At 67.4% G+C, this 19,778-nt stretch carries 16 protein-coding genes; 8 read left to right on the top strand and 8 right to left on the bottom strand.

The window, feature by feature from the left end:
* Positions 1–43: 43 nt before the first annotated feature.
* On the bottom strand, positions 44–1,240 hold the full coding sequence (locus GOARA_RS08115; RefSeq protein ID WP_007321857.1) for an AI-2E family transporter: 1,197 nt from the start codon (positions 1,238–1,240) through the stop codon (positions 44–46).
* Positions 1,241–1,350: 110 nt separating this feature from the next.
* On the opposite strand from GOARA_RS08115, the gene GOARA_RS08110 reads away from it, so the two are divergent.
* The 3 genes from GOARA_RS08110 to GOARA_RS08100 all read left to right on the top strand — a co-directional run bounded on the left by GOARA_RS08110 (position 1,351) and on the right by GOARA_RS08100 (position 3,679).
* The gene (locus GOARA_RS08110) at positions 1,351–2,811 is read left to right on the top strand and encodes a DNA-3-methyladenine glycosylase 2 family protein (RefSeq protein WP_007321856.1); all 1,461 of its coding nucleotides are present in this window, start codon (positions 1,351–1,353) and stop codon (positions 2,809–2,811) included.
* Positions 2,808–3,341: a methylated-DNA--[protein]-cysteine S-methyltransferase gene (locus tag GOARA_RS08105; protein ID WP_007321855.1), complete on the top strand. Its 534-nt coding sequence runs from the start codon at positions 2,808–2,810 to the stop codon at positions 3,339–3,341. The genes GOARA_RS08110 and GOARA_RS08105 overlap by 4 nt, the downstream gene beginning before the upstream one ends.
* A gap of 113 nt (positions 3,342–3,454) precedes the next feature.
* Positions 3,455–3,679, top strand: a complete 225-nt coding sequence (locus tag GOARA_RS08100) for a hypothetical protein (protein ID WP_007321854.1) — start codon at positions 3,455–3,457, stop codon at positions 3,677–3,679.
* Here GOARA_RS08100 and GOARA_RS08095 read toward each other — a convergent pair.
* Positions 3,648–4,556 carry a DUF3800 domain-containing protein gene (locus tag GOARA_RS08095; RefSeq protein WP_007321853.1) on the bottom strand — a complete coding sequence of 303 codons (909 nt, stop codon included), beginning with the start codon at positions 4,554–4,556 and terminating at the stop codon, positions 3,648–3,650. The genes GOARA_RS08100 and GOARA_RS08095 overlap by 32 nt on opposite strands.
* 276 nt (positions 4,557–4,832) lie before the next feature.
* On the opposite strand from GOARA_RS08095, the gene GOARA_RS08090 reads away from it, so the two are divergent.
* Together GOARA_RS08090 and GOARA_RS08085 are read left to right on the top strand one after the other, a co-directional pair.
* Positions 4,833–6,035 (top strand): DNA recombination protein RmuC, encoded by a 1,203-nt coding sequence (locus GOARA_RS08090; RefSeq protein ID WP_007321852.1) that lies wholly within the window; start codon positions 4,833–4,835, stop codon positions 6,033–6,035.
* 64 nt (positions 6,036–6,099) lie between these two features.
* On the top strand, positions 6,100–6,999 hold the full coding sequence (locus tag GOARA_RS08085) for a DUF6542 domain-containing protein (protein WP_007321851.1): 900 nt from the start codon (positions 6,100–6,102) through the stop codon (positions 6,997–6,999).
* 10 nt (positions 7,000–7,009) lie between these two features.
* On the opposite strand, the gene GOARA_RS08080 is transcribed toward GOARA_RS08085, so the two are convergent.
* Entirely contained in the window at positions 7,010–7,591 is a 582-nt protein-coding gene (locus GOARA_RS08080) for a nucleosidase (protein WP_040522277.1), read from the bottom strand.
* 179 nt (positions 7,592–7,770) lie between these two features.
* Here GOARA_RS08080 and GOARA_RS08075 point away from each other — a divergent pair, with 179 nt between their 5' ends.
* Entirely contained in the window at positions 7,771–13,224 is a 5,454-nt protein-coding gene (locus GOARA_RS08075) for an ATP-binding protein (RefSeq protein ID WP_007321849.1), read from the top strand.
* Here the strand turns inward: GOARA_RS08075 and GOARA_RS08070 are convergent.
* From GOARA_RS08070 to trhO, 4 genes are all read right to left on the bottom strand, one after another.
* Entirely contained in the window at positions 13,183–14,124 is a 942-nt protein-coding gene (locus tag GOARA_RS08070; RefSeq protein ID WP_007321848.1) for an SDR family oxidoreductase, read from the bottom strand. The genes GOARA_RS08075 and GOARA_RS08070 overlap by 42 nt on opposite strands.
* A gap of 58 nt (positions 14,125–14,182) precedes the next feature.
* Entirely contained in the window at positions 14,183–15,229 is a 1,047-nt protein-coding gene (locus GOARA_RS08065) for an N-acetylmuramoyl-L-alanine amidase family protein (protein ID WP_083834821.1), read from the bottom strand.
* Between the two features lie 163 nt (positions 15,230–15,392).
* Positions 15,393–16,508 (bottom strand): CobW family GTP-binding protein, encoded by a 1,116-nt coding sequence (locus GOARA_RS08060; protein WP_007321846.1) that lies wholly within the window; start codon positions 16,506–16,508, stop codon positions 15,393–15,395.
* Positions 16,505–17,353: an oxygen-dependent tRNA uridine(34) hydroxylase TrhO gene (gene trhO / locus GOARA_RS08055; protein ID WP_007321845.1), complete on the bottom strand. Its 849-nt coding sequence runs from the start codon at positions 17,351–17,353 to the stop codon at positions 16,505–16,507. The genes GOARA_RS08060 and trhO overlap by 4 nt, the downstream gene beginning before the upstream one ends.
* A gap of 59 nt (positions 17,354–17,412) precedes the next feature.
* Between trhO and GOARA_RS08050 the strand changes: the two genes are divergently transcribed.
* A complete protein-coding gene (locus GOARA_RS08050) occupies positions 17,413–18,153 on the top strand; it encodes a hypothetical protein (protein ID WP_138947602.1) in 741 nt (246 codons plus the stop codon).
* Positions 18,154–18,258: 105 nt separating this feature from the next.
* The gene (locus GOARA_RS08045; RefSeq protein WP_007321843.1) at positions 18,259–18,582 is read left to right on the top strand and encodes a histone-like nucleoid-structuring protein Lsr2; all 324 of its coding nucleotides are present in this window, start codon (positions 18,259–18,261) and stop codon (positions 18,580–18,582) included.
* Positions 18,583–18,656: 74 nt separating this feature from the next.
* Here the strand turns inward: GOARA_RS08045 and GOARA_RS08040 are convergent, their stop codons facing one another.
* Positions 18,657–19,466 carry a Cof-type HAD-IIB family hydrolase gene (locus GOARA_RS08040; RefSeq protein WP_007321842.1) on the bottom strand — a complete coding sequence of 270 codons (810 nt, stop codon included), beginning with the start codon at positions 19,464–19,466 and terminating at the stop codon, positions 18,657–18,659.
* Between the last annotated feature and the right edge of the window lie 312 nt (positions 19,467–19,778).

The following is a 19,778-nucleotide window of genomic DNA, read 5'->3' as shown; positions in this document are numbered from 1 at the left end:
TCACCGCCGCCCACTCGGCGTGGGTGAGGTGCCCAGTCGGCGACTAGAGCTGCACCGGCCCGTCGTCGAGCGCTGGCGCCTCGTCCCCGTCCGGTATCGGAGGCCCCGTCTCGTCGGGTATCGGGAACTCGCCGGCCTTGCGCGCCAGCTGCTCGTTGGCGTAGCGGAACACGACCGCGATGGTGGCCGCGACGGGAACCGCGAGGAACGCGCCGGTGATCCCGAACATCGATCCGCCCAACAGCACCGCCAGCAGGACGATGGCCGCGTGCAACTGCATGACCTTCGCCTGCAGCCAGGGCTGCAGAACGTTCCCCTCGATCTGCTGGACGAGCAGGATCACGCCGAGCATGATCAGCGCCGCGATCCACGACTTGCCGACGAGGGCGATGAGGACGGCCAGGGCACCGGCGACGACCGCACCGACGATCGGGATGAAACCGGCGATGAACGTGATGATCGTCAGCACGCCGGCGAGCGGGACGCCCAGGATGAACAGCGCGGCACCGATGAAGATCGCGTCGATGAAACTGACGATGGCCTGCGTGCGGATGAATCCCGACAGCGTGGTCCAGATGCGGCCGAGCAGGTCGCACAGATGGCCACCGGCGCGGTCGCCGGCGGTGCGGCGCAGCCACGGGAGGAACTTCGGCCCGTCCTTGAGGAAGAAGAACACCAGGATCAGCACCGTGAAAACCATCATCAGCGTCGACGTGGCCGTACTCACGCCGCTCACGGCGCTCTGGGCGATCTGCCCGGCGCTCTCCTGAACCTTCTTCTGCAACGTGTCGAGCAGATTGCTGATCTGGTCGTCGCCGATGTTGAACGGCGGGCCCTGCAGCCAGTTCTTCGCCTTGGTGATCCCCTCCGCCGCCTTGTGTCCCAAATCGTCGGCTTGGCTGACCACGGACGGCACGATGCCCGCTACGACGCCGACCACCACGAATATGCCGGTCAGCGTCACGATCGCGGCGGCAACGGAGTCCTTGATCCCGTGTCGGCGCAGCCAGGCGACGGCCGGCCACATCACGGTCGCGAACAGCAGCGCGAGCGCCACCGGCATGACGCCGGACCACAGCTTGCCCAAGACGATGCCGATGAGCGCGATCAACAGACAGACGGCGATGATCTGCAGCGACACTCGCGAAGCACTGGCGAGCCAGTCCCTGGCGACGTCTAGTCGGTCCCGATCGGGTGCGGTGTCCGGCGCGGTTTCGCGGGCCGATGCGTCATTGGTCACCGCCGCATTGTCACACAGACCCGGCGCGAAAACCCGCCAACACGACCCGCGAAGCGTGATGTCGGTTTTCCGCTAGCCACGCGTCGTCGCAGGGTGCCAGAGTGGATGGCATGACGACGACAGCGCTGGACTTCGACCGCTGCTACCGCGCGCTCGAATCCCGCGACGAGCGCTTCGACGGCCAGTTCTTCGCGACCGTGACGAGCACGGGGATCTACTGTCGCCCGTCGTGCCCGGCGCGCACTCCGAAACCGGCGAACGTCGAGTTCGTCACCACGGCAGCAGCCGCCCAGCGCCGGGGCTTCCGCGCCTGCCGCCGGTGCATTCCCGATGCCGTGCCCGGCTCACCGCGCTGGGACCACAGTGCCGACGTGGCCGCGCGCGCCATGCGCCTGATCGGCGACGGCGTCGTCGACCGCGAGGGCGTGACCGGGCTGGCCGCCACGCTGGGCTACTCCCCGCGCCAACTCGAACGGATCCTCACCGCCGAATTCGGCGCCGGGCCGCTGGCGCTCTCCCGCGCGCAGCGAGCCACCAATGCGCGCGTACTCCTGACACGCACCGATCTGACGATGACCGAAGTCGCCTATGCCGCGGGCTTTTCCAGCGTCCGACAGTTCAACGACACGATGAAAGCCGTGTTCGGAACGTCGCCGACACAGCTGCGCGGACCGGCTCCGCGCGCTTCGGCCGACCAGACGATCACCCTGCGGCTACCGTTCCGCAAGCCGCTGCACAGCGGCTGGTTGCGGTTGCACCTGAGCAACCACGCGATCCCGGGGCACGGATCCGGCACGCAGCGCATCCTGGCCCTGCCCCACGGCCCGGCCCTTGCGGAGATCGGTTTCCACGACGACTACGTCGGCCTGCGGCTGAGTCACCTCGACCTCCGGGACCTCGGCACGGCGGTCAGCCGCGTCCGTCGTCTTCTCGACCTCGACGCCGACATCGCGGCGGTGGAGTCCGCGCTCTCCGACGGTCCGCTGGCCCCCCTGGTCCGCACGGCACCCGGTGTACGTGTGCCGGGGACTTCTGATCCGTTCACGTCGCTGATCTCGACCATGGTCGGCCAGCAGATCAGCGTCGCGGCTGCCCGCACGCACCTGGGCCGCCTCGTCGCCGAACTCGGCGAACCCACCCCTTGGACCAGCGACGACGGGCCCGATCGACTGTTCCCGACACCGGCCGCCATCGCCAGCGAAGGTGCCGGGGTGCTGCGCGGACCGAAACGCAGGATCGACGCGATCGTCGGCGCCGCACGCGCCGTCGCCGACGGCGAGGTGGAACTGCACGCAGGGGTCGACGCGTCTCAGTTACGTGTCGCATTACTGCTGCGTCCCGGCATCGGCGCCTGGACCGCGGACTACCTCGCCATGACGGTGGCCGGCGATCCCGACGTCTGGCTCGGCACCGACCTCTTGGTGGCGAGAGTGGCGTCCGAACTCTCCGTCGAGGGCGCGGAGGCACTCGCCGGCGTCGCACCGTGGCGTTCCTACGCCTCGATGCACCTGTGGCGGCACGGCTTGATGAATACGACCCAATCCAGCGAACCGCAAGGAGCCAGGACATGACCGAACACACCGAACGCACGGCACACAGCATCACCGTCGCGACACCCAACGGACCGTTCACCGCGATTCACGACGCGGGAACCGTCCTGGCGTCCGGATGGACCGACGACGCCGCATACCTGTCCGCGCTGATCAACCCTCGCATCCGGCCGGCGACCGTCGAACGCGCCGACGACGACGCCCCGGGACGGCGGATCGCCGACGCGGTCACCGCCTACTACGACGGCGAGCTCGGCGCGGTGGACGAGATCGCGGTCGAGCAGGTCGGCGGGCCCTTCGTCGCGCAGGCCTGGAAAGTGCTGCGCGGCGTACCGGCCGGCCAGACGCGGACCTACACCGAATTCGCCGAGTTGGCCGGCAACGCGCAAGCGATCCGCGCGGCGGCGCAGGCGTGCGCCACCAACGCCGCCGCGCTCTTCGTGCCGTGCCACCGGATTCAGCGCTCCGATGGCACGCTGGGCGGATTCCGCTACGGCCTCGATATCAAGAGCTGGCTGCTCGACCACGAGGCCGCAGACTTGAAGGGCTGATGAGCAGACCAACGCGCTCAACAAGGCCAAGCTGACCGAATGTCCGACGGGCGAGATAAGTTGCTCGGCTCTCTACAAGGCGAGCACCGATCAACCCGAGAGGATGGCCCGCCATGAAGGCCGACCCCAACCGCCGTTACCTGCTCACCGACCCCGATGTCGACCTCAAAGACGAGGAGTTCGTTAAGTCGCTAACGCCGGAGGGTTTCAAAGACCTCCTCATCCAGACCCTCGAAAGTGGCGGCCCGCCGGCGGACCTCAGCGGTGCACCGTCGGCCATGCAAGAGGGCGACTACGTCGCCCTCTTCAACCCTCCTCGTCCTCGTCGCAGAAAGTGACGCCTGTGACTCGGAACACCGCTGGATCTGCGGCGGCTCCGATCAGGTGACCGGCGGCCTCGGGGAACAGGACCCGCGAGGGCTTCAGGATCTCCGAGTGGTTCAGGTCTGGGAGCGCCCTTGACCAGAAGTGGAGCTTGGACTCATGGGTGAAAGCGCCACGGACCGACTTGAGCTCCTTGCAGGTCGTGACCCATCGATAGGGCGAGTCAGCAGTCAGCTGATATTCCACTGCACGAGACACGCACGCGGCAATCCAGTCCGCGAACTGAATATTCGAGCTGAGGACGCTATCGACATGCATTGGGGGCTCGATGATCCGATTCATCTCCGAGTGGTCGTTCGCGCGCCCCAAGATGTGGGCATACATGATCGGTAGCCGCTGCGCGCGCTGCTTCTCGTTCACCTGGTCGATCATGACCAGCACGTTCGATGACTTGTCGTCCGCGTGCCTGGCCAGCCGATTCAACGTCTCCCGCATCGCCGCAGTCTCCCGGTCATTGACGTCTAGCTCGGTCTGCCTCGGCGTTCCAAGTGGCTGCTCGTCAACGTAGTAGAAGAGCCGGCCACCCATCTCGCGCAGTTGCTTCACCAGTCCGTTGAATACTCGGATTTGCTGCGGGTACTTATCGAGCGCGTGGGGACGGAAGATGCTCGACCCCTTACGTTCCCAACGCCCAGGGTGCTCTGCCGCCTCGATCTCTGTGCGGAACACTCGCCGCTTTGCTTCGGTGAACTCACGGCCGAACGGTCTGGCGACGTCGACGGGTAAGACAAAGCCGGCATACCCGAACGCCGGGCTCGTGTTGTATCTCGCGTGGTCTCGTGCGACGAAAGCCCCGGGCTCGCCGACTTCGTCGATGTAGGCCAGCAGCATGTCCCGATTATTGTTTTGAGCCCTGACACACGAAGGCCCACGCGATATGCGTGGGCCTTCCGAATCGGCGCTCCGGGAGACTGTTTCACTCCCAGCTACCGCTATCAACTGTAGATACGCCTGCGGACATCGACAAGTCGAAGGCTCTGGCACGGCGGGCCGCCGCCGACAACGATGTCACCCTGGCAAGCCGTCAACGACAAGTTCGCCGCCTTCCTCACCGAGATCAACGCGACGGCGCCCTGATTTGTCACACCCCTCTGCGACGATGACGCCATGGCTACTCCCATGGTCGTCGTACTCGTGTTGGCGGCGTTGGCCGCCGGTCTCGCCGTCGGATGGAGCGTGCACGCCTCACTGACCGCGCCCGCCCTCGCGGCGGCGCGGGCCGAGGCTCGCGCGGTTCGGGAATCGGCTGACCTCGCCTCCCGCGCGCTGGCGTCGGCCAGCGAGGACGCGGCACGGCGGCAATCGGCGGCGATCGGAAGTTCGGTCCACCACATCGTCGGCCCGCTTCACGAGTCGTTGCACCGCCTCGCCGAACAGGTGCAGCGGACCGAGCGCGACCGGATCGGCGCCTACGCCGGCCTGAGCGAGCAGGTCCGCGACATGCAACACGCTTCGCACCGGCTGGGGATGCAGACCCAGGCGCTCACCAATGCCCTTCACACACCCCATCTGCGCGGCCGATGGGGCGAGATGCAGCTCGAGCGGGTGGTCGAACTAGCCGGCATGACCAAGCACTGCGACTTCTCGACCCAGGTACGCGCGAGCGCTCCCCAAACCGAACCGTCCGGTCGCGGCGGCGGATCCACGTCAGCCGGGGAGAACTCGGTGCGCCCGGACCTGGTCGTCCATCTGGCCGGGGAGCGTCATCTCGTCGTCGACGCGAAGGTGCCGTTGCACGCCTATCTCGACGCCGTCGCCGCCGACTCCGCCGACCAGGACCAGCTACTGGCCGACCATGCCCGGTCCGTGCGCTCGCACATCGCCGCGCTCGCCGCCAAGTCGTATTGGGCAGCGTTCGAGACCAGCCCGGAGATGGTCGTGCTGTTCCTGCCCAGCGACCCGATTCTGGAAGCGGCCGCCCGCAGCGATCCGCAGATCTACGAATACGCGTTCACCCGCAACGTCGTCCTCGCGACGCCTTCCTCGCTGATCGCCCTGCTGCGCACCGCCGCGCTGGGGTGGCAACAGCAGTCGATCACCGACGAGGCACGGGCAATCCACGCGCTGGGCAAGGAGCTGTCCGGCCGGCTGGGCGGTGTGCTCACCCGGTTCGATCGCCTCGGCGCCAGCCTCGGCAAAGCGGTCGACGAGTACAACGCCACGGTCGGCACGGTCGAGACGCGCCTGGGGGTCACGGCTCGCAAGCTGAGTGAACTGGAGGCATTCGGTTCAGGCGAATCGACCGGGCAGCCACGCTTGGTCACCGCCGAAATCCGGCAAACGACCTCCTCCTCGTCGCCCCGCGGGTGACGCTCGACACCCACGCGCGCTTTCGGTTACCGGCAATCACAGCTCGACCCGGTACCGTTGAACCGTGCGTTTCCTGGAATCCGGCCCCGACGTGCCGCTCGCCGAACAGTCCGCTGTCGCGAGCCGCCGCGGTGTGCCGTGGTGGGGCGCGGTCGTCATCGCGTTCGGATTCTCCCTGCTCGGCATAGCTCTCGACTCGGCGACGGCGCGTCTGTTCAATCTGTCCGAAGGCATCCACGCCCGCCAGATCGGCTTCGCGTTGGGGTGCCTGCTGGCCGCGCTGGCGGTCCGTAACCGCGGGCTTTTCACCGCGGCGGTTCAGCCTCCGCTGATCGCCGTCGGTCTGATCGTGGCGCGGGTCGTCGGGGTGAAGATCAAGGGGCTGGTCACCAGCGCCAACGTTCCCGATCTCAACTCGCTCCTGATCAAGCAGATCTTCGCGTTCTCCAACGACTTCCCCATCATTCTCTTCACGTTCCTCGCCGGACTCACGGTCGTGGTGGTTCGGTGGCGCCGCTACCGGGCCGCCCGTGCCGAGCAGGCGGCGACGAAGTCTTCCGAGAAGCGTCAGGCGACCGCCGATCGCGAATCGAAGCCCGGACGGACTCCGGCCCAGCCCCGCCCCGAATCCGCGGCGGCACGCGCGAGCCGGGCCGCCGCCGAGGCCCAGCGCCAGCAGGGCAGGCAGCCCGACCCCCGCGGTCGTGCCGCACCCGCGGTGGTCCCGAGCGGACACGGCCGTCGCCCCTCGCCGACCGGCCAGCCCGCGGTGCAGCCCCGCCAGCAGCGCATGACCGCCGGCGCGGCAGCACACGGGGTGCGAATCGACCGATCGGCCCGTCCCGGCGAGCCGGCGGTTCATCCGGCCAAGCCGTCGGGCCCGCCCCCGCCGCCCGGTGCTGTCCAGCCTCGGCCGGGCCGGCGCCGCGCCGCGCCGCCGCCGCTCGACGACGACGGGTTCTGACGGCGCTCGATCAGCCGAGATCCGTCTCGCGCAGCCACTCCCCCAATCGGCGCGCCGCCGCGTCGACGCGTTCCGGCCAGTCCACCGCGGTCTCATCGGCGGTGTCACTGACGACCTTCACCAGCCGCAGCGGAACACCGAACTCGGCGGCCACGCGGGCAACCGCCGCCCCCTCCATGTCGACGAGATCGGCGATCCGAGCCAGCTGGGCGCGCCGCGACGAGTCGCTGATGAAGCTGTCGCCCGTCGCCAGAACCGTGCCGTCGCCGTCGGGAATCTCCCACGACGACGCCGTCGGATAGCCGAGATCGCGCAAGACGTCGGCGTCGAGATCGTGCTCGGTGACCCGCGACGGCACGAATAGGCCGGCGTGCCGGTCGTGCAGCGCGCCCGCGGTCCCGATGTTCACGATCGCCGAGACCGGTGCCACCACGCCGTGCTGGGCCTGGGTCAAGACCCTGGCCAGCGACATCGCCGCGGTCACCTTTCCGAGCCCGGTACCCAGCAATCGCGTGCCCGTCGGCACGTGTGCGGCCTCGGCGCGCGTCGCCGAAACCACCAGTACTCGCGAGTAGACAGTTGTCTTCGTCACGTTGCAAAAGGTTACGTGAGAGTAGGCATACCCCCGATGCGCAATACTCCCTACGATGAAGCAACCGGTTCGGGGGAATCCCCGAACTGCTTCGCGTGCCCAAGTCCGGTCAGCCAAGGACGGCACTAGCCGAGCATCCGCCCATGCCATCCGAGGATGGCCCAACGCAGAGAGACCGAATGTTTCGCCGCATCGCCATAGTCAATCGGGGTGAAGCCGCCATGCGGCTGATCAACGCCGTTCGGGATCTCAACGCCGAGACCGGGCAGCAGGTGCAGACCGTCGCCCTGTACACCGACGTCGACCGCACCGCCACATTCGTTCGCGAGGCGGACCTGGCATACGACCTCGGCCCCGCGGCCGCGCGGCCCTACCTGAACTTGGAGCTGCTGAAACAAGCACTGCGTGAGACCGAGGCCGACGCTGCATGGGTCGGCTGGGGATTCGTCGCCGAGGATCCCGCGTTCGCCGAGTTGTGCGAGCGCGTCGGCGTCACCTTCATCGGACCGTCGCCCGAGGCGATGCGCCGGCTCGGCGACAAGATCGGCGCCAAACTGATCGCCGAGGAGGTCGGCGTGCCGGTCGCTCCGTGGAGCGGCGGCGAGGTGCGTACCCAGGAGGAGGCCGTCGAGGCCGCCGAGAAGATCGGCTACCCGCTGATGCTCAAGGCCACCGCGGGCGGCGGCGGGCGCGGTATCCGGCGGGTCGACAACGAGGCCGACCTCGTCGACGCCTATCAGCGCACCCGCGACGAGGCCGAACGCGCCTTCGGCAGCGGCGTGGTCTTCCTCGAGCGCCTGGTGACCGGGGCCCGTCACGTCGAGGTCCAGGTGATCTCCGACGGGGAGACGGCGTGGGCGCTCGGCGTCCGCGACTGTTCGGTCCAGCGGCGCAACCAGAAGGTCATCGAGGAGTCCGCGTCGCCGGTGCTCAGCCCGGTCGAGATCGACGACGTCAAGGCTTCCGCGGAGCGACTCGCCGTGGCCGTCGGCTACCGCGGTGCGGCCACCGTCGAGTTCCTCTACCACCCGGGTGAGAAGCTGTTCGCCTTCCTCGAAGTCAACACGCGCCTGCAGGTGGAGCACCCGATCACCGAGGTGACCAACAGCTTCGATCTGGTGCGCGCCCAGCTGCACGTCGCCGACGGCGGCACGCTGACCGGCGAGCGCCCCGTCGAGCGCGGTCATGCCGTCGAGGCGCGGCTCAACGCCGAGGACCCCGACCGCGACTTCGCCCCGTCCCCCGGCTACATCGCCCGGCTCGACCTGCCGACCGGTCCGGGAGTCCGCGTCGACACCGGCGTAAGCGAAGGCGACACGATTCCCGCCGACTTCGATTCGATGATCGCCAAGATCATCGCCTACGGCAGCACCCGCGACGAGGCACTCGGCCGACTGCGCAGGGCGATGTCGCGGACGGGTGTGGTCATCGAGGGCGGCGCGACCAACAGCAGCTTCATCATCGACCTGCTCAACCAGCCCGAGGTGATCGACGGCAGCGCCGACACCGGCTGGATCGACCGGGTGCGCGGCGAGGGCCGGCTGGTCTCCCACGAGCACTCCTCGATCGCGCTGGCGGTGGCGGCCATCGCCGCCTACGAAGAGGCCGAGGCAGCAGAGCTGAGCCGTCTGCTCGCCACCGCGACGGGCGGCCGGCCGCAGGTCCACCACGAGAGTGGTCGCCCGCTGGACTTCAAGCTCCGCGGCGCGACCTACCGGGTGCGGGTCGCCCGCATCGGCGGACATCAGTTCCGCGTGGTCATCGAGGCCGGCGGCGATGTTCGTACCGCCGACGTCGAGCTGGAGCGCTTCGATTCGTACGCCGCGCAGATCACGGTCAACGGCACGCGCTACCGGGTCCTGGCCGACACGCACGGCCCGATCTCCCTCGTCGACGTGGACGGGGTGACCCACCGCGTGAGCCGCGACGAGGGCGGCATCGTGCGCTCCCCGGCACCCGCGCTGGTCATCGCGACCCCGCTGGAGGTCGGCCAGGAGGTCAACGCCGGCGACCCCATCCTCGTGCTGGAGAGCATGAAGATGGAGACCGTGCTGCGTGCGCCGTTCAAGGCCCGCCTCAAAGAATGCGAAGTGATCGTCGGCGCCCAGGTCGAGGCGGGCGCCCCGATGCTGCGGCTGGAACCGCTCGAGGACGACGCCGAGGAGGCGCAGGGTTCGGATGCCCTCGTCGTGCTCGACCTGCCCGAGGCACCGACCGACGTCGACCCGGCCGAGCGTGCCGATCAGGATCGGGAGGAGCTGCGCAGCCTGCTGCTGGGCTTCGATGTGAACCCCGACGAGAACCGTCGCCTGCTCGACGAGTACTTGGAGACGCGCGCCGCGGTCGTGGCCCGCAGCGGCCCGCCCCTCGCCGAGGAGGCCGACCTCATCGACGTGTTCGCCGACCTCGCCGAGCTGGCGCGGATCAGGCCGAGGGACGACGCCGTCTTCGACGAGCGCGTCCACAGTGCCCGCGAGCACTTCCACACCTACCTGCAGAGCCTCGACGTGGAGGTCGCGGGCCTGCCCGACAGCTTCCAGACGCGGCTGTCCTACGCGCTGGGCCACTACGGGATCACCGACCTCGAACGCACCGGCGATCTGGAAGGCGCCGTGTTCCGGGCCTTCCTGGCGTTGCAGCGCCAAGAGGAGACCGCACCGTTGATCTCGGCGCTGCTGCGACTGTGGCTGCGCGAGCCGATCCCGGCACCGGAGCTGCGCGACCCCGTCGGCTCGGCCCTCGAACGCCTCGTGTCCGCGACCCAGGTGCGCTTCCCCGCCCTGTCCGATCTCGCCCGCGGCGTCCTGCACAACTGGTTCGGGCGGCCACGCCTGCGCACCACGCGCGAGCGCGTCTACGCCGACGTGCGCGAACATCAGGCCTACCTGGATGACAATCCCGACGCACCCGACCGGGCCGAGCGAATCTCGGCCATGGTCGGCAGTACCGAGCCGCTGGTCAGCCTGCTCGGACAGCGCCTGGCCGAGGGCCTCGACAACTCCGTCATGCTCGAAGTGCTCACCCGCCGCTACTACGGCAACAAGGGCCTGACCGCGGTCCAGAGCCGACGAGCCGGTGACAGCACCTTCGTCACCGCCGAGCGAGACGGTTCACTACTGGTTTCGGCGGCGACCGACTTCACCGACCTGGATACCGCGATCAGCGGTCTGGCCGAACTCGGCGAGGGCAGCGCGTCGATCGACGCGGACATCTACGTGAGCTGGGCCGATCAGCCGAGCGGGTACGACGAGATGGCGGCCGTGCTCCACGATGTGGCGAGCACCCGCATGCTGCCGAAGCAGGTGCACCGCGTGACCATCACCGTGGCCGCGGCCGACAGCGAGTCGATGCACCACCACTTCACCTTCCGCCCCTCGTCCACCGGACTGACCGAGGACCGCCTCATCCGCGGCCTGCACCCCTACATCGCGCAGCGCATGCAGATGGAGCGCTGGCGCAAATTCGACCTCACCCGCCTGCCGTCGTCGGATGAAGAGGTGTACCTCTACCAGTGCGCGGCGAAGACGAATCCCGCCGACGACCGTCTCGTCGCCTTCACCCAGATCCGCGACCTGACCGCGGTCGAGGAGGACGGCCGGCTGTTGACGCTGCCGACGGCGGAGACGAACTTCGCCACCTGCGTCGACTCGATTCGTCGGGCGCAGGCGCAGCGGCCGCGCGCCAAGCGGTTCAGCACCAACCGGATCGTCATGTACATCTGGCCGCCGATCGACGTGTCGCAGGAGCAGTTCCGGTACGTCGTCGAGCACACGCTGGACAACTCGGTCTCCACCGAAGGGGTGGGCCTCGAAGAGATCCTGCTCATCGGCCGCCAGCGCGACAAGGAGACCGGCGAGCTGCGCAAGATCGCCGCACACGTCACGACCGACGCGGCCGGGAAGACCCACATCACCGTCGGCGACCCGTCCGACGACCCGGTCGAGCCGCTCGACGAGTACCGGCAGAAAGTGCTGCGCGCGCGCAGCCGGGGGACGGTGTACCCCTACGAACTGACCGAACTACTCGGCGACTTCACCGAGTACGACCTCGACGAGTCGAACGTCCTCGTCCCCGTCGACCGCCCCAAGGGCCGCAACACCGCCGCGCTCGTCGTCGGCACCATCACGACCGCTTCCGAGAAGTATCCGGAAGGCATCACCAGGGTGATCGCGCTCGGCGACCCGACAAAGTCCCTCGGATCCCTTGCCGAGCCGGAGTGTCGCCGCATCATCGCGGCGATGGACCTCGCCGAGAAGATGGAGGTCCCCCTGGAGTGGTACGCCCTGTCGTCGGGTGCCGCCGTCGAGATGGATTCGGGCACCGAGAACCTGGACTGGGTGGCGGCCGCGCTCAAGCGCATCGTCGAGTTCACCCAAGACGGCAACGAGATCAACATCGTGGTCACCGGCATCAACGTCGGCGGGCAGGCCTACTGGAATGCCGAGGCCACCATGATGATGCACACGAAGGGCATCCTGGTGATGACCCCGGATTCGGCGATGGTCCTCACCGGCAAGCAGGCGCTCGACTTCTCCGGCGGTGTCTCGGCGGAGGACAACTACGGCATCGGCGGTTTCGACCGCGTGATGGGTCCGAACGGCCAGGCCCAGTACTGGGCGCCGGATCTGCCCGCCGCGCGCGACATCCTGATGAACTACTACGAGCACACCTACGTGGCTCCCGGCGAGGACGGACCGCGTACCGCGGAGTCGGCCGACCCGATCGACCGGGACATCTCCGATTTCCCGCACACGGCCGAGGGCAGCGATTTCGCCACCGTCGGCGAGATCTTCTCCGCCGAGAAGAATCCTGATCGGAAGAAGCCGTTCGACATCCGTTCCGTCATGCGCGCGGTCGCCGACCAGGATCACGCGATCCTCGAACGATGGGCCGCCATGGCCGACGCGGAGAACACCGTCGTGGCCGACACGCACTTGGGCGGGACACCGGTTTGCCTGATCGGCATCGAGTCCAAGCCGGTCCCCCGGCGCGGTTTCCTGCCGACCGACGGGCCGGACACGTTCACCGCCGGCACCCTGTTCCCGCTGTCGTCGAAGAAGGCGGCCCGGGCGATCAACGCCGCCAGCGGCAACCGGCCGGTCGTCGTGCTGGCGAACCTGTCGGGATTCGACGGCTCACCGGAATCGATGCGCAAGCTGCAACTGGAGTACGGCGCGGAGATCGGGCGGGCCATCGTGAACTTCGACGGACCGATCGTGTTCTGCGTGATCTCGCGGTATCACGGCGGCGCGTTCGTGGTCTTCTCCAAGGCCCTCAACCCGAATATGACCGTGCTGGCCATCGAGGGTTCCTACGCCTCGGTGCTCGGCGGCGCCCCTGCTGCCGCCGTGGTGTTCGCCGGCGAGGTTCGAGCCCGCACGGCATCCGACCCGCGCGTGCAGGAGCTGGAGGCACGCGTCGCCGACTCGACCGGTACCGACCGCGCGACGCTGGCCGCCGAACTCGACGACCTGCGCGCAGCGGTCCGGGCCGAGAAGATCTCCGAGATCGCAGCCGAGTTCGACGCGGTGCACAACATCGAGCGTGCGGTTCAGGTCGGCTCGGCCGACGCGGTGATCAGTGCGGCCGAGCTACGGCCGAGGATCATCGAGGCGATCCGCAAGACCGGCTGATCCGGCCGGGCTCTTCTTCGGCGGCGCCTTGCGCGCCAACCGGGTGAACTGGTCGTTGGCGACGCGCATGACGACTTCGTAGGGGAAGGCGAACTTGCGCGCCCACCAGTATCCGAAGCGGATGTCGAAGGAGGTGTAGACGATGAAGCGGTTCTTCTTCACACCCTTGAGGATGGCCGCTGCCGCCTTCTCCGGGGAGGCGGCCATCTTGTGGAACCCGCCGATCGCCGCGGCTACCTCTTCGTTGTCGCGGTCGATGCCGACGATGTCGACGGTGTTGACCAGCGGAGTGGCGACCGCCCCCGGGCAGACCAGACTGACGCCGATGCGGTGGCGGCGCAGGTCGAATCGCAGGACCTCCGACACCCCGCGCAGCCCGAACTTGCTCGCGCTGTAGGCGGCGTGCCAGGGCAGCGCCAGCAGCCCGGCCGCCGACGAGACGTTCACCAGTTGGCCGCCGTTGCCGCGGGCCACCATCTGGGGGACGAAGCTCTCGATGATGTGAATGGGCCCCATCAGGTTCACATCCACCATCGATTTCCAGTGCTTGTGTTCGAGGTTCTCTACCGTGCCCCACGCGGAGATTCCGGCAATGTTCATGACGACGTCCATGACGCCGACCTCGGCATCGACGTTCTTCGCGAACTTGCTGACCCACTCGTAGTCCGACACGTCGCCGGCCTCGTGATAGAGCACCGTGCCCCCGGCCGCGTTGATCTCGGCGGCCACTTCGTCCAGCGGCTCCGGATGCAGGTCGGTGATGACGAGCTCGGCCCCCTCGGCTGCCGACGCCAGCGCGGTGGCGCGGCCGATGCCGCTGGCAGCTCCGGTGATCAGCACTTTCCGTCCCCGCAGCGAACGCACCGGCGGAGCCATGTAGAACAAATCTTTGAGACTCATGCCACACAGCGTAGCCGCACGAGACCCGCGTCTCGGCGGGGCGCCGCAACCGGACCGGTCAGATGGGCAGCTTGCCGCCGAACAATCCGTACACCACGCTCAGCATCGCCTTGAGGATTTCCGACCCGGCGTCCTGGACGGGGCCGACCATGAACGAGGTGATTCCGCTCAGATCGCCGGAACGCATCATCTCCTGGATCGCGGGCAGCAGGCCGGCCAGCCCGGCTCCGTCGGGCGCCGACGGGGACTGGTTGTCCGGCGCCGCGCCCAGCAGGCCGGAGCCCGCCGTCGATCCGGTGAGGTAGTTCAGCGCACCGTCGGTGATCGCGGTGGCGTACTTCATCTGACCGTCGTGAGCGGACAGTTGCTTGGCCTCGGTCGGGTTCGAGAGGTTACCCATCTCGACGAAGACGAGCGGGACGTGAGTGGTGTTCGGTCCGGCGATATCGGAGCGCTCCTGGATCCCGTCGACCGCACCGACATAGTTGGCCGGGGTGAAGCCCGCCTTCTTGAAGGCGTCGCGCATCGCGTTGGAGGCCTTGCGTCCCTCGCCGCGCTGCGCGGTCTCGGCCTTCTTGTCGGGGATCGGGAGCTTCGGCACGATCATGTGAAAGCCGCTCTTGCCGGCGTCGGCTCCCCTGCTCGACGAGTCGGCATGGATGCTGATGGCCACGTTGGCGCCGGAGCGGTTGGCCGCGGCTGCCCGCTCGTCGATGCAGCCGCCCCAGCCGGTGTCGTTCTGCCTGCTGAGCACGACCCGGGCACCCTGGCTCTCCAGCGCGCCCTTCACCAACTGGGCGATCTGCCAGTTGACCGTATGTTCCTTGACCCCGTTGACCCCCGTCGCCCCGGTCGTCTGGCAGGGCTTCTTGCCGCCACGGCCGTCGGGGACCTGCTTGTTCAGGGAGTGCCCGGCCGACGATCCCTGATGGCCGGGATCGAGGAAGACGGTCTTGCCGGACAACTGCTTGGCGCCTGGGGTCGCCGGTGCCGGTGCCGCGGGCTGCCGCGGAGTCGGCCGAGGCTCGGCCTGACTGGTCGGCGCCATCGCGATCGACGCCGAGACGGCGGCGAGCATTGCTACAGCGGTCAATGTCTTACGCATGGTGGATTGCCCTCCGGTGTAAACACCTTTAGTCACACTAGTAACTTCTGTAACAGTGAACCATCGGCCAAGACCGGGTCGCCAGCTGCGAAGCCATCTGTTAGCAGGATGTGACCTGTGCCGTGACGGCTGTCACCACGGCGCGGTCGGGACCGGTCGGCGGTCAGTCGCCACCCGTTTCGACCGCATCATCGGCCGGCCCGACGGAGACGGGGTCGTAGCGCAGGAGACTCAACGCGCCGAACTCGTCGTCGGGGTCGATTTCGACCAGGCGGGCACACGCCTCCTCGATCTGCGACGACGCCATGTCGACGCCGATGAGCACGACGACGTTCCGGGCACCTGGCCGACTCCCCGTGCGCGTCGCGCGTATCCGGCCGCCGACTGCCGAAAGCTCCACGGCACCGGTGTAGACCTGCGAATCGACGTGCGCCCAACCCTTGATCCGGTAGCACCCGCGCGGAGGACGCTCGAGCAGTAGCGCGAGCGCGCGTGGATTCACCGGACCGTCGTGCTCCCACGTGTGCTGCTGGTAGCGCTCGTGCAAATGGTCATGGTTCTCGTGAGCTTGACCGTGCTCGTCGGGCCGGTGTTCGTCATCCTCGTCGCGCAGCAGGGCGTCGAGGCTGAGCTGCTGCGGCTCGGCGGACCGTGCTCGGGGCCGAGCGTCGACGAGCAGACCCGGGTCAATCGCCGCCTCAGCCGTGATCACACGGGCCGCGGTGTCGTTGACCTCGTCCAACCGCCGCCCGATGAGCTCCAGCTCGTCAGGTCCGACCAGATCGGCTTTGTTGACGACGATGAGATCGGCGTCGCGCGCCTGTCGCAGCACGGCGTCGAACCCGAGCCCACCGGCCGCCTCGGCCGCCGCGCCGTCACCGAAAGCCGCCGCGTCGAGCACATAGACCAGCCCGCCGTAGGCGACGAGGGAGTCATCCATCGCGACCACTCGACGGATCAGACTGCGCGGTTCCGCGATCCCCGACGCCTCCACCAGCACGGCGTCGACATCGGTCCGCGCCAAGCGGGAGACCGCATCCTCGAATCCATCGGAATCCGTTGCACAGCAAAGGCATCCGTTGCCAAAGCCGACGACGCCGTCGACCTGGCTCGCCACCAGCAGGGCGTCCACGTTCACCATGCCGAAGTCGTTGACGATCACGCCGAGCCGCGTGTCGCCGGCGCGACGCAGCACATGGTTGAGAAGCGTCGTCTTCCCCGCACCGAGAAAGCCGGCAAGAACGATCACCGGCACGTCAGCCGCTGCCGCTGTACTCATTCCGGCGCACACTCACCGCAGACGACGAGCAAGTCACGACCGTCGGCGTCGGGAAAATTGGCGACATTCTTCGTCGGATTTCCGCACCGCGCGCATTCGCCGATCACGGTGGGGTTGTCAGAGAAGTCGACACTCATCCGCCCGTCGAAGACATACAGTGAGCCCTCCCAAAGCCCCTCGTCGCCGAACTCCTCCCCGTAGCGGACGATTCCGCCGTCCAACTGATAGACCTCGGCGAATCCGCGATCGACGAGTAATGCGCTGAGTACCTCGCACCGCACTCCGCCCGTGCAATAGGTGACGACCGGGCGCTCGCGATACTCGTCGAAATCGCCCGAATCGACCAGTCGTAACAGATCACGCGTCGTCTGCGCCGCCGGAACCACAGCGCCGCGAAAGCGGCCGATCTGCGCCTCGATCTCGTTGCGGCCGTCGAGAAACACAACGTCGTCACCGCGCCGCGTCACCAATTCGTGCACCCCGGCGGGACTCAGGTGGGCCCCGCCCCCGACCACGCCGGAGTCGTCTACTCGCACGCGCGACGGCTCACCGAAGGTGACGATCTCCGGCCGGACTTTCACCGAGAGTTTCGGGAAGTCGTCGCCGGTGCCGTCGGACCATTTCACGTCGGCGTTCTTGAATGCGGGGTACTCCCTTGTCCCGCGAACGTAACGTTTGACGTCGGGCAGGTCCCCGCCGACGGTGGCATTGATACCGTGGGGCGAGATGATGATCCGGCCCCGCAGGTTCGACGTCGATGCGAGCGTGTACTGCCACAACCGGATGGCCTCCGGATCAGCCAGCGGAGCGAAGACGTAAAACAGGACAATCTTGGGAGTTGCCACAAATGCAAGGGTACGGACGGCGCGAGGGCTCGCCGCGACGGGTGCGAGTCGCCTGGTCCGTGGCGATCGCACTCGTGGCGACGACCGCCGTGGCCTGCTTGAACAGTTGCAGCGTGGTATCCGAGCTGGCCACACCGGATGAATCTCGCACCATCGTCATCCCGGGAACCGACGCGCTGACCACAGAATCCTCGGTGGCCACTACCTCCGTGGACCCGTCGGAAGAAGCCGAGAGCGACAGCGAACGCGGCCAATGGGATGACTGGTCGTTCGGTCATATCATCAACGTCGCCCCGCGCGCGGATGCCGAGCGCCACCATCGGGCGGCCAAGACCCAGCGCTCGCCGTTGACGACCACCAGTGGCTTCCATTTCAGCAGCCCCGACAGAGGCGTCCAATGCTCGACGGGCGCCAACGGAACCGGAACGCTGGCGTGCAGATCCAAGAATGTCGAAGGCCCGCCCGCTCCCCCGCGCGGCACACCGGAAACCTGCAAATGGGACCGGAGAATGGTGACCCTCGGCCCGGCCGGGGCGACGGCCGGCGCGTGTTCGAACCTCTATCCGGTCATGACGCGCTCGGCAATCCTGACATTCGGAGAGACGCTGTCCGTCGGCCGATTCAAATGCCTGAATTCGATCGACGGAATGTTCTGCCTGCAGTCGGCGGGCTCGGGATTCGCCGTCACTAAGGACGGCTTCCGCGAGATACGAGCGGTAGATCGAGCGCCGCGATCGTTGCGGGGTCCGGCGCCAGACGAGGACCGGACAAGCAGAACATCGGCACCACCGACGTCATAGCACCCAGTTGGTTGCCAGACTTTGTTAAGGAACTGCTGTTATTGTTCTTCGCTATAGGCGTCGCACGAAAATCGTGCGGCAAAATCTCGACAGAGGGGAACGATAATGGCACGGAAAGCCGTGATCCAGGTATTTGACGATCTCGACGGCAAGCAATTGGAGTCGCACGAAACCGTCCGGTTCAGCGTCGACGGCAAGTCGTACGAGTTCGACACGTCTCCCTCGAACGCAGCCAAATTCCGCGATTCGCTCGCGAAGTACATCAGCGTCTCCCGCTCGGTCCGCTCCGGCGGACGCAGGCAGAGCGGCGGCCGCGGCAAGCAGGAAACCCAGAAGATCCGCGATTGGGCCAACGCCAACGGCTACACGGTCAGCGATCGCGGCCGCATTCCGGGGCACATCGTCGAGGCCTACGACGCGGCCAATTAGCCACTAGGCCTGAGAGACTCCGCAACGCACCGAGGGCAGCCCCCTCGGTGCGTTGCTTTGTCGGCGGGACAGGCTTATCGCCCGGGGGCGTCGGCATCGATGAACTGCCGAAGCACCGCCAAGACGCCGCGATCGGCGTTGCTCGGTATCCGGTGTCGTGCCTGCTTGACGATGTCCGGATGGGCGTTTGCCACCGCATAGGTGTGTCCCGCCGCGGCTAGCATCTCGACGTCGTTGAGGTAGTCGCCGAACGCCGCGGTCTGGTCGGCACCGACGCCGAGCGCCCGCTGCAAAGCACGCACGCCATTGCCCTTGTTGGCTCCACTGGCCATGATGTCGATCCAGTGCCGGCCCGACACCACGACCTGTTGGTCTAGGTCGGCGAAGTAGTGCGCCGCGGCCGAGGCCGCGTCGTCGAAGTCGAATACCGCGAGTTTCAGAACGTCGCGGCAATACGGATCAAGATCGTCGACTTCGTCGAACTCGACGTAGTACTTCGCACATTCGGCGACGAACGAACCGTCCGTGCGCTCGATCGCCGCCCCGTCGCGCCTACACACCACGACACCGAGGTTCGCACCGTCTCTCGCGGCGTTTCGCACCGCGCGCACCACGTCGAGGGCGAAGTCGTCGGGCACCGTCGTCATCGACACGATATGGCCGGCATTGCTGACCAGGGTGCCGTTCTCCGCGATATAGGACATCCCGGCACTCCTCGCCTCGAACAGCCGCCGCAACGTCGCCAACTGACGTCCGGATGCCGGCACGAACGAGATGCCGCGGGCCGTCATCTCGTCCAGCAAAGGCCAGAACTCGTCGGGAACAGTTCCGTCGTCCAAGAGCAGCGTGCCGTCCATGTCGGAGACGACCAGTCGAATGTCCACGACTTCACCGTATTAGCCAGAAGTCCCTACTCATGCGTCGGCCACCTTAGGCACTGCTCGCGGCCTATCGTCGAAAGTGCACGGTCCGCAGCAAGCCTTCGACGACCTCAAGGCAGGCAAAGTAGTAGGCCGGGCAATCCTGGTGCCGTAGGCGAGTTGATCTCGATACGCCCGACTCGCTCCGCTCCCCGGGCACTCGATCACCCAACAAAACCGCACGCCAATTAGATGGTCGAAAGCCACCAACTAGATGGTCGAGTACCCAATCTGGGGGGTCGAGCGCCACTAGTTCGGGTGGTCGAGTACCACCAA

This window comes from Gordonia araii NBRC 100433 (assembly GCF_000241265.1).
Taxonomy (GTDB): domain Bacteria; phylum Actinomycetota; class Actinomycetes; order Mycobacteriales; family Mycobacteriaceae; genus Gordonia; species Gordonia araii.
This window is presented reverse-complemented; position numbering and strand designations above follow the sequence as displayed.